The following is a 13,992-nucleotide window of genomic DNA, read 5'->3' on the forward strand; positions in this document are numbered from 1 at the left end:
TCGGGTGCTCCAGCGCATAACGGAAGACACGGATGAGCATCCACACCCGCACCAAACGTCTGACAGTCCCGCAACTGGTCGCCATGAAAGGCCAGCAGAAGATCGTCTCCCTGACGGCCTACTCCAGTGCCATCGCCAAGTTGATCGACCCCGTGGTCGATTTCATCCTGGTCGGTGATTCCACGGCGATGGTCGGCTATGGCCGGCCCTCGACCTTGAGCATGCAGCTTGAAGAAATCATCGGCCACACCCGCGCTGTGGTCGATAGCACCCGGCTGGCGTGTGTCATTGCCGACATGCCGTTTGGCAGTTATCAGGAATCCAATGAGCAGGCCTTTCGCAATTGCGCCCAGGTACTGGCGCGCACCGGCTGCGATGCCGTCAAGCTGGAGGCCAACCAGGCCTTGGCCGGCACCGTCGAATTCTTGGTGGCGCGGGGTATTCCGGTAATGGCTCATGTGGGGCTGATGCCGCAATTCGTCAATGTGATGGGCGGCTTCAAGGCCCAGGGCCTCACCGCTGAGGCCGGCGCGCGGATTGCCGAAGACGCGCGCGCCAATCTGCAGGCGGGTGCCTTCAGCCTGTTGCTTGAAGGGGTGGCTGAAGGTGTGGCGCGTCAGATTACCCTCGACTCGAAAATGCCGACCATCGGCATCGGTGCTTCACCGGCCTGCGACGGCCAGGTGCTGGTCACTGAAGATGTGCTGGGCCTGGGCGGTGAACACCTGCCGCGCTTCGTCAAACAGTATGCGGATGTGGGGGCGGTGATCCGCGACGCCTGCGAGCGGTTTGCCGAAGAGGTACGTCACGGCCGGTTCCCAGAGGCGCGGCACTGCTACGGACTCTGACGAATCGCCTGCGACAACTGCTCCACGGCCTGGGCAATATCCTTGCTCCAATCGAGGGTGAAGCTCAGGCGCAGGTGCTGTTTCCAGCTGCCTTGCTGGCTGAACAGTTCACCGGGGGCGATGACGATGCGCTCGACCAGCAGGTGTTCGAACACCCGGCGCATGTCGACCGGGCACATCGCCGCAAGCCAGAAGCACGCCCCGCCTTGTGGAGTCATGACCTCAAAGGCACCCCTGGCGTATTGGTCCAGCAGGTTTTTCATGCGGATCATGCAGTCGTGCAACAAGGCCCGCAGCTTGTGCAGGTGCGCGTCGATGCGCTTGGAAGTGAACAGCTTGGCGATCGCTTTCTGACGGATCGGTGAGAGGCGAAACGCCCGCTCCAGGAACATACGCTGCAACTGCGGCCCACACCCACGGCACAACACATAACCGTAGGGTGCCTCCGAGCCGATCACCTTATCGAAGGTCGAGAACACCAGCAGCCTCTGTGGGTCGGCAAAGTCGCGGTAGCGCGCCGGTTGGGTCGCGAAATACAAGTCGCCGTAGGTGTCGTTTTCGAACAACCAGATGTCCCGTTCCGCCAGCCACCGGCAGATCTGCTGTTTATCTTCGCTCGGCATGCGGCTGCCGTGGGGAATGTTCACGGTGGATGACAGTACCGCCAGGCGGATGGGCTCATGTTCGAGCCGTTCATTCAGGGCGTGCAGGTCGAAGCGGCCGTCGGCGTCCAGGTGCAGTTCGATCACACGGATGTTCGCCGCCTGCAACTGGCGCAGGATCGCCCACGAACACGGTGATTCCACCAACGCCACGGTGCCGGCCAGGTCCAGGGCGTTAAGCGACAGCTCCAGCACGCTGTGCAGGTCCGCGCCGATGTACACCTGACCGGCCTGCCAATAGTGGTCCGTGGAACAGGTGTAGCGCTCGGCCAACGCTGCGCGCAGCTCGGGCTCGCCGTAGGGCAGGTACTGCGGTGTAAGGGCACGCGGGTAGTGGCGGGCCAGTTCGCGCTCGATCATCAGCAGCGGGTTTTCCAGCGATAGCAGGATGGCCGGGACGTCGGCGCTCAGGGCTAGCATGCCCGGTTGGCGGGAGTTGGCGAAGACCTGGTCGAGCAGGTTGGATGAGCGTTCAGTCGATAAAGGCGCGGGTATCAACCGCGTGAAATAACCGAGCTTGGGCCGGGCGTAGACCCGTCCCTCATCCTCCAGCAACGAATAGGCGTATTTGGTGGTCGACACCGACACGCCGAGGCGCTGCGCCAATTGGCGCAGGGACGGTAGTTTTTGCTCGCCTTGCGCTGAGCTGGCCTCGATCAACTCGACGAGGTAGCGATACACCGATTGATAGGCGAAGGCGGTGTCCTTGGGGTTAGCCATGCACGCTCAAGAGATAACGGCCGTGTGCGCGTCCGCTCTCTGCGGCTTATGCATGACAAACGTTGCCTTTACCCGTTTGGATACCAGCATGTAAGGCACCCAGATGAACAAGGTAATCAATGTCCGTGCCAGCTCTTTTGTCGTGTTGGAGTCGAAAATGGGTTCATCTACGAACACCAGTGAGCACACCCAGGCATCGAGGGGAATGAACACCGCCGACGCAATCACCGTCGCGATATAAACCTTGGGGAATAGATAGTGCTCGGAGATGAAAAGGTAAATGAGGTAGGCGTAGGTGGCGACAAACAACCCATTAATCAGCGCTTCCGACACCAAAATCGGCGCCCACAACGGGTTGTACAGCGTCGTCCCAGGCGTAGACAGCACGGTAAAAGTGCCATCTGCAAAAAGAGGGTAATGCACCGCGAGAAGGCTATAGGCCGTGCGGGAAATCGAGATGACCAGGCCTATTACAATGAGCACGAGCCAGCCTCGTAACCCTCTCAACGCTTCGCTTTCTTGCATGTTGCTCTCCATGGGTGACTCAGTTGATCAATGGTTGAACGATTGCTGCAGGAACGCAGTGATCAGGCCTACCACCTGTTGTTGGATTTCTGCCCTGGGCCGAGCCCCTTCACCATCCCGGCAAATCATGCCGTCCCCAGGTGAACTTTCTTCAATCAACTCCATCCCGCCCGGCTTGCAGATCGACATGAACGTGAAGTGAGTGGCATCGCCGATCTCCACGTATTGGGTCGAGGCTTTTGGCAGGCGCTTGACCAAGGCGGCGGACTCCAGGTTCGGGTCCATATCCTCCGTTGGCACGCCGCCCGCAATCACCAGCGCCAGTACGGGAAGTGCGGCCAGGCTGGCGTCGGTGAAGCCGCGCGCGAGGCCCAGGTCCAAAGACACAATGGCGGTGACGCGTTTGTCGCTCAAGTCCGCGGCCAACTGGGCTTTGCCTTCGGCTGTGCCGGCGGGGTTCATCTCGTGGTAGCCAATGCAGCCGCCGAGCTTCGGGTGTGCGTTGCATTCCTTCGTGAACAGGTCGGGATCGAAGCGTGCGCCGGCAATCTCCAACGCGGTCCAGCCGCCGAGGGAGTGGCCTACTACGGCAATCCGGTGTTCCGCCACCGCGCCAAATGGCTTGGGCTGGGCCAGGACCGCATCGATGGCGCGGCTCAGGTCAGCCGGGCGTTTCCATAACTGAGCGGCGGTCTGCGGGTTGCGATCTTTGGTGGTGGTGCCGGGGTGATTCACCGCCGCCACCATGTATCCGTTGTGCGCCAAGGCACTGGCCAGCCACACCTGTTTGCCCCAATTGCCGCCGTAGCCGTGGGAGAGCACGATCAGCGGGTGTTCACCGGCAGCCGGCGGTGCATCGGGCACAGCGAGGGCGCCGATGAAGACGGCGTTGTCGGCGATCAGCACGGGTTTGGCGGTGGTTGCCGCGGGATACCAGACGACCATCTCCAACGGGCGGCTGCTCTGCGCGTCGGGCAGGATGGCGGTCCTGAAGCCGACGGTGCTCTCGGCCGCGAGGGCGGGAGTGGCCAGGCAGAGCAGCAGCAGCGTGCGCAACGCGGTTTTCATTGTTGTTATCGTCCTTGATTCTGGTGGCGCATCATTACCCGAAACCAATCGTCTGGGTACCCCCCTTACCCTTGGTATTTGCCAACACAGCCCCATAACTAGCGTGTATCCATTGCGCGGAAGAACACACCATGACCCACTCAACCGAAACCGCGATCCTCGCCGGCGGCTGCTTCTGGGGGATGCAAGACCTGTTGCGCCGCTACCCCGGCGTGCTGCACACCCGCGTCGGCTACACCGGCGGCGATGTGCCGAATGCCACCTATCGCAACCATGGCAACCATGCGGAAGCGATCGAGATCGTGTTTGACCCGGCGGTGATCAGCTACCGGCAGATTCTGGAGTTCTTTTTCCAGATCCATGACCCGAGCACACCCAACCGGCAGGGCAATGATCTTGGGCCGAGCTATCGTTCGGCAATTTATTACCTGAGCGAGCAGCAACGGGATGTGGCCGAGGATACGGTGGCGGATGTGGATGCCTCGACATTGTGGCCGGGGCGGGTGGTAACGGAGATTGCGCCGGCGGGGCCGTTTTGGGAGGCAGAGCCGGAGCACCAGGATTATCTGGAGCGGATTCCCAACGGGTATACCTGCCACTTTATCCGGCCGAACTGGACGTTGTCGAAGCGCGGCTGAAAGGGCAGGGGCACACGGGCTTGTGTTGACACAACACCGATAGATCGCAAAAAAACCGAGCCGTCGTCAGGGGTCAGGACTTGTCGTACGCCATGTACTCGTTCTGCAACACGATATGGTCCGCCAGGTATTTCGCATCGTGCCAAACCCCATAGATAAACGACGATGCGCGGTTCACCAAATTCGGCAGGCCCAGGAAGTAAATCCCGCTCTGCGCGGAGATCCCGCGCTTGTGGAACGGCTCGCCTTTCTCATCGAATGCATCGACCTTCAACCAGCTGAAATCGAACGTGAAGCCAGTGGCCCAGAGGATCGTGGTCACGCCCGCTTCTGCCAGGTCCAGGCTCAACATCGGATTCACCAAACACTCAGGATCTGGCAACAACTCCCAGGCCTGCGGTTCCGGGGGAAACGGCAACCCGTTCGCCTCGATATAGGCATCTGCATCGCGCAGCACATCAAAGTAGGCGCGATCCCCTTGAGCCACGTTCTCGGCCAAGCCGGGTTGGAAGGTCATGACGCCGTCTTTCCAATCCTCGGTGACGCCCACCAGATGAATCCCTTGGTGCGCCAGGCGGCGGAAGTCGACCGTCTTACCGCCTTCGTAACCGCTGACCGCAAAGGCGACGTGCTTCTTCTTCGGCTGGATTTTGACTTCATCCCACAGGCCCAACGCACCCAGCCACCAGCAGTAATCGCGACCGCGATAGGCGCGGGGAGGGCGGTAGTGTTCGCCCACCGAGAGGTACACGGTCTTGCCGGCCTTTTGCAGTTCTTCGGCGATTTGCGAGCCGGAGGCGCCGGCGCCGACGACCAGTACTGCGCCTTCGGGGAGTTGGCCGGGGTTCTTGTAGGTGCAAGAGTGCAGTTGATGCAGCGGTGCGTTGGTCGGGACGATGTTCGGGATGGACGGGCGCTGGAACGGGCCGGTGGCGGCGACCACATTGGCGGCTTCGATCACGCCGGCCGATGTGGTCACTTTGAAGCCGGGTCGTCCCACATGACGCTCTACCTGCTGCACCTCGACGCCGGTGCGCACGGGGGCCTGCAATTTGTCCACGTAGGCTTCGAAGTAGTCGGCCATACGCTCTTTGGGGGGGAAGGCTTCCGGCGAAATGCCTTCGAATGTGAGGCCGGGAAACCGGTCATGCCAGGCCGGCCCGTTAGCGACCAGGGAGTCCCATCGCTCCGAACGCCAGCGTTCGGCGATGCGGTGGCGTTCCAGCACGATATGCGGCACGCCCATCAGCGATAGGTGTTCGCTCATGGCGACGCCGGCCTGGCCTGCGCCGACGACCAGAGTGTTGATTTTTTCGACGGACATAGGCGGTTCCTGCACAGTCATTAGGCGGTTTGGTCCAGCAATTCGGCCACGGCCGTGAGTGCCAGTTGGTAACCCAGCGCCCCCAGCCCGGCGATCACACCGGTGGCGGCTTTGGACACGTAGGAGTGGTGCCGAAAGCGTTCGCGCTTCCAGATATTGCTCATGTGCGTTTCGATGATCGGACCGTCGAAGGCCAGCAGCGCATCAAGGATCGGCACCGAGCTGTAGCTGAGCCCAGCGGCGTTGATCACGATGGCGTCGGCGTTCAATCGTGCCTCTTGAATCCAGTCCACCAGCACGCCTTCATGGTTGCTCTGACGAAAATCCAGGGTCAGGCCCAGGGTCGCGGCGAGGTCTTGGCAGCGGGCTTGGATGCTGGCAAAGCTTTCGCTGCCGTAGGTGCCGGCTTTGTCCAGGCCATAGAGATTGGCGTTGGGCCCGTTGAGGAAAAACACAGGGTGGGTCATGGCGTACTCCAGGTTATTCAGGGCTGCCAGTCATCCGGCACAACCGCGATCACGTCGATTTCCATCAACCACTCCGGCTGGCCCAGGCCCGAGATCACCAGCCCGGTCGAGATCGGGAATACGCCTTTGAGCCACTTGCCGACTTCCTGGTACACCGGCTCGCGGTAGCGTGGGTCGATCAGGTAGGTGGTGGTCTTCACGATGTGCGACAGATCAGAACCCGCCTCTTCCAGCAGTTGCTTGACGTTCTTCATCGCTTGCTCGGCCTGGGCGCGTGGATCGCCGAGGCCGACGAGGTTACCGTCGAAGTCGGTACCGATCTGGCCGCGCACATAGATGGTGTTGCCGGCACGCACGGCCTGGCACAGGTCGTTGTCCAGCGCCTGGTTAGGGTAGGTCTGTCGGGTGTTGAACATGCGGATGCGAGTGTGGGTCGGCATAACGGCAACTCGTGGGAAACGGGATGACGCCAGCTTCACACCGCCCTGACTCCGGCGAAACCAGCATTTGCGCGGGGTAGTGCTTAGGAAAAACCGAAGCCCCTGCAACTCATCGCCTGGCGCGTGACCCGGCACGAACCCTGCAACGCTTCCCCTACAGTCATTGTTGAGAGGGCAGGCGTGATGCTCAGTCGTATTACTCAGCGTCAACTGGAGTATTTCGTCGCGTCGGGAGAGGCGGGCAGCATCAGTGCGGCCGCTGAACGCATCCACGTGTCGTCGCCATCGATCTCGGCGGCGATCACCCATATGGAGGCCGAGCTGGGCATTCAACTGTTTATCCGCCACCACGCCCAGGGCATTTCCCTCACGGCGGTGGGGCGCCTGGTGATGCAGGAAGCCAAGCTGATCCTGGAGCAGATGACCAACCTTTACACCATCGCTTCAGAGTCCTTGAACACCGTGCGTGGGCCGTTGCGAGTCGGCTGCCTGGAGTCGCTGGCGCCGATGATCACGCCGGAACTGGTGTTTGGTTTCGGCCGGGCGTTTCCAGGCGTGCGGCTGACGCAAGCTGAGGGTAACCATGAAGAACTGCTGGAAAAGCTGCGCAGCGGTGAGCTGGATATCGCCCTGACCTACGACTTGGTGACCAGTGCGGACATCGACTTTCAACCCCTGGCGCAGCTGCCGCCGTACGTGATGGTCGGCGAGTATCACCCGCTGGCGAATTCACCGGCCGTCAGCATGCAAGACCTTGAGGCTTACCCGGTGGTGCTGCTCGACACTCCGTGGAGCCGCGACTATTTCCTCAGCCTGTTCATCCAGGCCGGCACTACGCCGAACATCATCATGCGCTCCACCAACCTCGAAACGGTGCGTGCCATGGTGGGCAATGGCATCGGCTATTCCTTTGCGAATGCGCGACCCAAATCGAACCTGTCCCAGGACGGCAAGCGCGTGATCCGCCTGCGACTGGCCGGCGCACACCGGCCGATGCGCCTGGGCTACGCCACGGCCAGCAACACTCAGCTGTCGCGCGTGGTGTCGGCGTTTGCCGAGCGTTGCCGCATGTTCGTGTCCGACCAGTACATCCCCGGCATGGCGCCGCCGAGCTTTTTCGACCCCCATGCGGTGCGGACGCTGACCGGTGTGAATTGAGGATGCTCCACAAAGGGGCACCTATCACCTGGTGGTGAGCGGGCTTGCCCCGCGCTGGCGCGGGGCAAGCCGGCTTATCACTGTAATGTCGCTGCATAGGTTCTGCCTACCCAGTGCCCCGGCTTTTACGAATTGACCCCAAGTGCCTCCCCCCACGACTCTGAACCCATCGATGTAGATCAATTTCTCAGGGCACAGCGACGATGACATTCGACTGGAATTACATGTTTGGTTTGCTGGGCGATGCCGAGTTCTGGCGTGCGACGTGGACGGTGATCAAGCTCAGTACCCTGACCTGGGTCTTGAGCATTGGCCTGGGCTTTCTGCTGGCGCTGGCCAAGCAGTCCAGGCATGGCCTGCTCAGTGTGCCGGCCCGTGGCTATATCTGGCTGTTCCGCAGCCTGCCGCTGCTGGTGTTGTTGATTTTTATCTACAACCTGCCGCAAGCGTTGCCCGGCACCTCGGCGATCCTGGCCGACCCTTTCTGGTCCGGCCTGCTGGCGCTGGTGATCTGCGAAACCGCCTACGTGGCTGAGATCCATCGCGGTGGACTGCTGTCGATTCCCAAAGGGCAGGCCGAAGCAGCGCGGGCGCTGGGCCTGAAGTTTTTCGGCACCCAATGGCGCGTGGTGATTCCCCAGGCACTGCGGGTGGCCTTGCCATCGCTGGCCAACGAATACATTTCCATCGTCAAGCTCACCTCCCTGGTGTCGGTGATTTCCCTGACTGAAATCCTGATGGTCGGCCAGCGCCTGTATTCGCAGAACTTCCTGGTGATCGAGACCATGGCGGCGGTGGCGTTCTTCTACGTGTTTATCGTCACGGTGTTCGACTTCCTGCTCAAACGCCTGGAGCGCTTTCTCGACGTCAACGAGCGCAACGTCTCCCGTGTTCCCGATGCGGCGGTGCTGGCCCTGGCCAGCCAGCAGCGCACAGCCTTGGCGCGTCCGGTCACCCACGGCGAGCCCGCGTTGCAAGCTGCGCGGTTGCACAAGGCCTACAACGATATCGAGGTGCTGGGCTCGGTCAACCTGCAAATACAGCCCGGTGAAGTGGTGTCGGTGATCGGCCCGTCCGGCTCCGGCAAGACTACGTTGATCCGCCTGCTCAATGGCCTTGAACAACTGGACAACGGCGAAATCAGGATCAACGGCCAGCCGTTCATTCACTTGAATAAAGTCGGCGCGCAGAAACCCCAGTACATCGAGCACGCCGAGCATCGCCTGAACATCGGCATGGTGTTCCAGAGCTTCAACCTGTTCCCGCATCTGACCGTGCTCGACAACCTGCTGATGGCGCCGAAATACCATCGCCTGGGCGCGACCGTCGAACTCAAGCAGCAGGCCTACGCACTGCTGCACAAGGTCGGCATGCTCGACCACGCCTGGAAGTACCCGCACCAGCTGTCCGGCGGCCAGCAGCAACGCGTGGCCATTGCCCGTGCCTTGATGATGCGCCCGCAGATCATGCTGTTCGACGAGCCCACCTCGGCGCTCGACCCGGAGAAGGTCAACGAAGTGCTGCAAGTCATCGAAGCCCTGGCCGAGGAGGGCATCACCATGGTGATCGTCACCCACGAGATGAACTTCGCCTTCAAGGTATCCGACCGCATCGTATTCATGGAGAAGGGCCGCGTGGTCTGCGACGACACGCCGGGCGCCCTGCGCAGCGGACACAACCCACGCGTGGAGGCGTTCCTCAAGGACGTCTCGTTGGCGTGACCCCCTCAACGTTCAGGACACACAACATGATCGAGCAAGCGCAAATCGAACAATTCCAGCGTGACGGTTTCTTGGTGGTCGAAGGCGTGCTGTCATCGGCGGAAGTGGCTGAGCTGCAACACGACTTCGACCAATGGGTCGAAGAAAGCCGCGGCCACTCGCAGGGCTGGGGCGCCACCGTGGATGGCCGCGAGCGCTTTGACCTGGAGGGCGACCACCGCGCCGATCACCCGTCGCTGCGCCGGGTCAGTTCGCCCACCGAGATCTCGGCGGCCTATGAGCGCGTGGCGTTGCACTCGCGCATGGCGGCGATTTCCGCGCAGCTGATCGGCGCCAATGGCGCACGCTTTCACCACAGCAAGATCAACTCGAAACTGCCCCACACTGCGACTCAGGTGAAGTGGCACCAGGACTTCCTGTTCACGCCCCACAGCAACGACGACATCGTCACCGCCTTGCTGATGGTCAGCGAAGTGACCCCTGAAAACGGACCGCTGAACGTGATCCCCGGCAGCCACAAGGGCCCGCTCTGGTCGCACTGGCAGCACCAGCGTTTCACCGGTTCCGTGGACGACGCCGTCGTTGACGCGCACTGCCAGCACCCGGTGGCCTGCTACGGCCCCGCTGGCTCCGTGTGCTTCATGCACACCCGTCTGCTGCATGCCTCCAGCCCTAACGAGACCGAACTGCCGCGGACCCTCTTCATCAGCGTGTACGCCGCTGAAGACGCGTTGCCATTCGGCGAAAACCCATTGCCCAGTGCACACGCCGGCCTGTTGGTGGCCGGTGAAGAAAGCGGCTTGGTGCGTTCCACGGACAACCACATGCGCTTGCCGCAGAAGCCCCGTGGCGCCTCGTTCTTCGTGCAACAGGCCGGCCAAGATTCCGCCACTGCCTAACCTCCCAAAAACCTTGCAGGTAATCACCATGACAGCGTTTCGTAAAAGTATTCGTCCCCTTGCCGTGTGCCTGCTGGGCGCCGCGGTTGCGATGACTTCGTTGGCAGCTTCGGCGTTCCAGCAGGACGGCAAGATCATCGCCGGCTCCGACGTGACGTTCTTCCCTTATGAGTACATGGATAACAACAAGCCCGCAGGTTTTGACATCGAGTTCATGGACGGCTTGGGCAAGGTCATGGGCCGCAAGGTCGAAACCCTCGACACGCGTTTCCCCAACCTGATCACCGGCCTGCAGGCCGGGCGTTTCGATGTGACCAACTCGTCGATGTACATCACGGCGGAACGGGTCAAAGTCATCGATATGATCCCTTACCTCAAGAGCGGTGAGTCGATCCTCACCCTCAAGGACAGCAGCTTCCAGCCCAAGACCCCGGAAGAGTTCTGCGGCCACAAGATCGGCTCCATGGGCGCCACCTCGTGGTTGGCGCAGATGAACAAGCTGTCCACCGAGTACTGCGTGGCCAAGGGACTGAAGCCGATCCAGATCAGCGAATACAGCACCGACCCGCAGACCACCCAGGCCCTGCTGGCCCACGCGGTAGAAGCGCAAATCACCGACGCCGCCGTGGCCCGTGGCGTGATCGACAAGCTCGGCAGCCGCGTGGTGATTTCCTCCGACACGCTGATCTACCCGGTGCTGAACGGCTTTGGTGTGAAGAAGGGCAATGACACGGTGAAGAAGGCCTTGCTCGACGGCCTGGAAAAATACCGCGCCACGCCGGAATACGCCGCCTTGCTTAAGAAGTACAACTTCCAGGCACCGACCGATGCCGACATCGCAGCGCTGATGCCGAAGTAAACCTATCAGCGCGTGCCGCATTCGCGTGCGGCCGCGCCCTGCGGAGACCGATTCATGGCGTTATCCCACGAAGAACAGGCGCGCATCGACCTGGCGGCGACCTTTCGCATCATCGCGCACCTGGGCATGCACGAAGCCGTGGCCAACCACTTCAGTGCTGCGGTGTCGGCCGATGGCAAACAGTTTTTGCTCAACCCGAAGTGGAAGCACTTTTCACGTATTCGCGCGAGCGATCTGCTGTTGTTGAACGCCGATGATTCGGCCTGTGCCGATCACCCGAACGTGGACCCCACCGCCTGGTCGATCCACGGGCAGATCCATCGCCTGTTGCCGCAGACCCGCGCGGTGTTGCACTTGCACCCGGTCTACACCACGGCAGTGGCGTGCCTGGCCAAGCCGCATATCCCGCCGATCGACCAGAACACCGCGCGTTATTTCAACCGCGTGGCGGTGGACGAACTGTACGGCGGCATGGCCGACACCGAGGCCGAAGGCGCACGCCTGGCCGGGCTGCTGGATGGCAAGAGTCGGCTGCTGATGGGCAATCACGGCGTGATGGTCACGGCCGGCTCCATCGGTGAAGCCTTTGACGATATCTGGACCCTGGAGCGCGCCTGCCAGATCCTCGTCACCGCCTGGTCCACCGGGCAGCCGTTGCGGGTGTTGTCCGATGAAGTGGCGGAAAAAACCGCGCGCGGCTGGGAAGGTATTGCCGATTTCTCGCGCCGGCACTTTGAAGAAATGAAGCAGTTGATGATCGACGCAGACCCTTCCGTGCTCGACTGAGGACTCCACATGACTTTTTCCGTTGTCGCCCGCTGCGCCGAGACGGGCCAGTTGGGCATCGCCATCAGCTCTTCGAGCATTGCCGTGGGCGCGCGTTGCCCGTGGCTGCGGCCCGGCGTAGGGGCAGTGGCGTCGCAGAACATCACCTTGCCGAGCCTGGGGCCGCAGGTGCTGGACCTGTTGGAGCAGGGGGTGGCGCCGAGTGAGGCGCTGGCCGCCTTGGCTGGGCAGGATCACAGTGAATATCGCCAGGTGACGGTGATTGATAACTCAGGCCGCACGGCGCATTTCAGCGGCGCGCAGACCCTGGGCATCCACCATGCGGTGAGTGGCGAGCAGTGTGTGGCGGCGGGGAATATGCTCGCCCATCCTGCTGTGATCGATGCCATGGTGGCTGCTTTCGAAAAAGCCTCCGGGCATCTGGCCGACCGCTTGCTGGCGGCGATGCAAGCCGGTGTGGCAGGCGGTGGTGAAGCCGGGCCGGTGCATTCGGCGGCACTGGTGGTGGTGGATGACCTCTTGTGGCCCATCGTCAACCTGCGGGTGGACTGGGCGGATGAAGACCCCATCGGCGCCCTCGACCAGCTCTGGCAGGCTTATCGCGGGCAGTTGCAGGCCTACATCGACCGTGCCATCAACCCGCAGATCGCACCCGGCTACGCCGTACCCGGAGACGATCGATGAACAGCCGCGAACTGCTGGCGCAACTGGTGCGTTTTGACACCACCAGCCGCGAATCCAACCTGGCCCTGATCGACTTTGTGCGCACGTATTTGCAGGACCACGGCGTGGCCTGCGAGCTGGTGTACAACGAACACAAGAGCAAGGCCAACCTGCTCGCGACTATCGGCCCGGCAGAAGTGCCCGGCATCGTGTTGTCCGGGCATACCGACGTGGTGCCGGTGGAGGGGCAGCGCTGGAGCGTGGCGCCGTTTGACCTCACCGAGAAAGACGGCAAGTTGTACGGCCGCGGTACGGCGGACATGAAGGGCTATATCGCCTGTGTGCTGGCGTGCGTGCCGGCCCTGGTGAAGGCTTCGCTGCGCATGCCGGTGCACATTGCGCTGTCGTATGACGAAGAAGTCGGTTGCCTGGGTGTGCGTTCGCTGATCGAGCGATTCCATGAGCAACCGGTCAAACCGCTGCTGTGCGTGATCGGCGAACCCACCGAACTCAAGCCGGTACTCGGCCACAAGGGCAAACTGGCGATGCGTTGCCACGTGCATGGAGCGGCGTGCCATTCGGCCTATGCGCCGGCGGGCGTGAATGCCATTGAATATGCCGCGTGTTTGATCAGCGAGCTGGTGCGGCTCGGCGAAACGCTCAAGGCGCCGCCGCATCTGGATCAGCGCTTTGCTCCGGCGTTTTCCACGGTGCAGACCGGCCTGATCAACGGCGGCAAGGCACTGAACATCGTTCCGCAGGACTGCAGTTTCGATTTCGAAGTGCGTTCCTTGCCCGCCCAGGATCCCTGGCAGGTTGCCCGGCAATTGCAGGCATACGCCGAGCAAACCCTGTTGCCGGCGATGCGGGCGGTGAGCGAGCAATCGGCGATCAGCCTCAGCGAGTTGTCCAGCTATCCGGGGTTGGCCACGTCGCTGGAAAGCCAGGCCGCCGAGTGGGTGGCGCAGTTCTGTGGCTCGCGGGAGTTCGCCACCGTGGCCTTTGGCACTGAAGGCGGATTGTTTGACCAGGCCGGCATTCCCACGGTGGTGTGCGGGCCGGGCAGCATGGAGCAGGGGCACAAGCCGGACGAGTTTATCAGCGTGGCGCAGTTGCAGGCCTGTGATCGGATGCTGGCGCGGGTGCTGGAGTTTGTGAGCCAGCCTGCAAACTAAGGTATACACGGCCCATACCCAAGTAGGATTACGAGCGGT

General features: G+C 61.9%; 15 protein-coding genes. 9 read left to right on the forward strand and 6 right to left on the reverse strand.

The genetic code is table 11. From position 1 onward, the window contains the following. Positions 1-32 precede the first annotated feature (32 nt). Entirely contained in the window at positions 33-848 is an 816-nt protein-coding gene (panB, locus tag AC4PS7_RS11860) for a 3-methyl-2-oxobutanoate hydroxymethyltransferase (RefSeq protein ID WP_010208954.1), read from the forward strand. Here the strand turns inward: panB and AC4PS7_RS11865 are convergent. The 3 genes from AC4PS7_RS11865 to AC4PS7_RS11875 are packed head-to-tail and all read right to left on the reverse strand — an operon-like array spanning position 836 to position 3,823. Further along, positions 836-2,230, reverse strand: a complete 1,395-nt coding sequence (locus AC4PS7_RS11865; protein WP_010208955.1) for an aminotransferase-like domain-containing protein — start codon at positions 2,228-2,230, stop codon at positions 836-838. The genes panB and AC4PS7_RS11865 overlap by 13 nt on opposite strands. 6 nt (positions 2,231-2,236) lie before the next feature. Continuing rightward, on the reverse strand, positions 2,237-2,755 hold the full coding sequence (locus AC4PS7_RS11870; protein WP_010208957.1) for a DUF2569 domain-containing protein: 519 nt from the start codon (positions 2,753-2,755) through the stop codon (positions 2,237-2,239). A 27-nt stretch (positions 2,756-2,782) separates the two neighbouring features. Continuing rightward, entirely contained in the window at positions 2,783-3,823 is a 1,041-nt protein-coding gene (locus tag AC4PS7_RS11875; protein ID WP_010208959.1) for an alpha/beta hydrolase family protein, read from the reverse strand. 131 nt (positions 3,824-3,954) lie between these two features. Between AC4PS7_RS11875 and msrA the strand changes: the two genes are divergently transcribed. Continuing rightward, positions 3,955-4,461 carry a peptide-methionine (S)-S-oxide reductase MsrA gene (msrA, locus tag AC4PS7_RS11880; RefSeq protein ID WP_010208960.1) on the forward strand — a complete coding sequence of 169 codons (507 nt, stop codon included), beginning with the start codon at positions 3,955-3,957 and terminating at the stop codon, positions 4,459-4,461. Positions 4,462-4,534: 73 nt separating this feature from the next. Here msrA and AC4PS7_RS11885 read toward each other — a convergent pair whose 3' ends face one another. Genes AC4PS7_RS11885 through AC4PS7_RS11895 form a run of 3 tightly spaced genes read right to left on the reverse strand, consistent with a single transcriptional unit; the run spans position 4,535 to position 6,692 of the window. Further along, on the reverse strand, positions 4,535-5,785 hold the full coding sequence (locus tag AC4PS7_RS11885; protein ID WP_010208961.1) for a flavin-containing monooxygenase: 1,251 nt from the start codon (positions 5,783-5,785) through the stop codon (positions 4,535-4,537). A gap of 20 nt (positions 5,786-5,805) precedes the next feature. Then, entirely contained in the window at positions 5,806-6,252 is a 447-nt protein-coding gene (locus AC4PS7_RS11890; protein ID WP_010208963.1) for a type II 3-dehydroquinate dehydratase, read from the reverse strand. A 17-nt stretch (positions 6,253-6,269) separates the two neighbouring features. After that, positions 6,270-6,692, reverse strand: coding sequence for a RidA family protein (locus AC4PS7_RS11895; protein WP_010208964.1), 423 nt, complete (start codon positions 6,690-6,692; stop codon positions 6,270-6,272). 183 nt (positions 6,693-6,875) lie between these two features. On the opposite strand from AC4PS7_RS11895, the gene AC4PS7_RS11900 reads away from it, so the two are divergent. The 7 genes from AC4PS7_RS11900 to argE all read left to right on the forward strand — a co-directional run bounded on the left by AC4PS7_RS11900 (position 6,876) and on the right by argE (position 13,953). Beyond that, entirely contained in the window at positions 6,876-7,850 is a 975-nt protein-coding gene (locus tag AC4PS7_RS11900; protein WP_010208965.1) for a LysR family transcriptional regulator, read from the forward strand. Positions 7,851-8,053: 203 nt separating this feature from the next. After that, complete coding sequence (locus AC4PS7_RS11905; RefSeq protein WP_044287572.1) at positions 8,054-9,571, forward strand: amino acid ABC transporter permease/ATP-binding protein; 1,518 nt, start codon at positions 8,054-8,056, stop codon at positions 9,569-9,571. Positions 9,572-9,597: 26 nt separating this feature from the next. Next, positions 9,598-10,470, forward strand: coding sequence for a phytanoyl-CoA dioxygenase family protein (locus tag AC4PS7_RS11910; protein WP_021490764.1), 873 nt, complete (start codon positions 9,598-9,600; stop codon positions 10,468-10,470). A gap of 28 nt (positions 10,471-10,498) precedes the next feature. Then, entirely contained in the window at positions 10,499-11,329 is an 831-nt protein-coding gene (locus AC4PS7_RS11915; RefSeq protein WP_021490763.1) for an ABC transporter substrate-binding protein, read from the forward strand. 54 nt (positions 11,330-11,383) lie between these two features. Then, positions 11,384-12,115, forward strand: a complete 732-nt coding sequence (locus tag AC4PS7_RS11920; protein ID WP_010208969.1) for a class II aldolase and adducin N-terminal domain-containing protein — start codon at positions 11,384-11,386, stop codon at positions 12,113-12,115. Between the two features lie 9 nt (positions 12,116-12,124). Then, positions 12,125-12,799, forward strand: a complete 675-nt coding sequence (locus AC4PS7_RS11925; RefSeq protein ID WP_492179425.1) for a DUF1028 domain-containing protein — start codon at positions 12,125-12,127, stop codon at positions 12,797-12,799. Continuing rightward, positions 12,796-13,953 carry an acetylornithine deacetylase gene (argE, locus tag AC4PS7_RS11930; protein ID WP_042571814.1) on the forward strand — a complete coding sequence of 386 codons (1,158 nt, stop codon included), beginning with the start codon at positions 12,796-12,798 and terminating at the stop codon, positions 13,951-13,953. Before AC4PS7_RS11925 ends, argE begins: the two co-directional genes overlap by 4 nt. Positions 13,954-13,992: the final 39 nt, after the last annotated feature.

The sequence above is a fragment of the Pseudomonas sp. DW-iso3 genome (assembly GCF_058725305.1).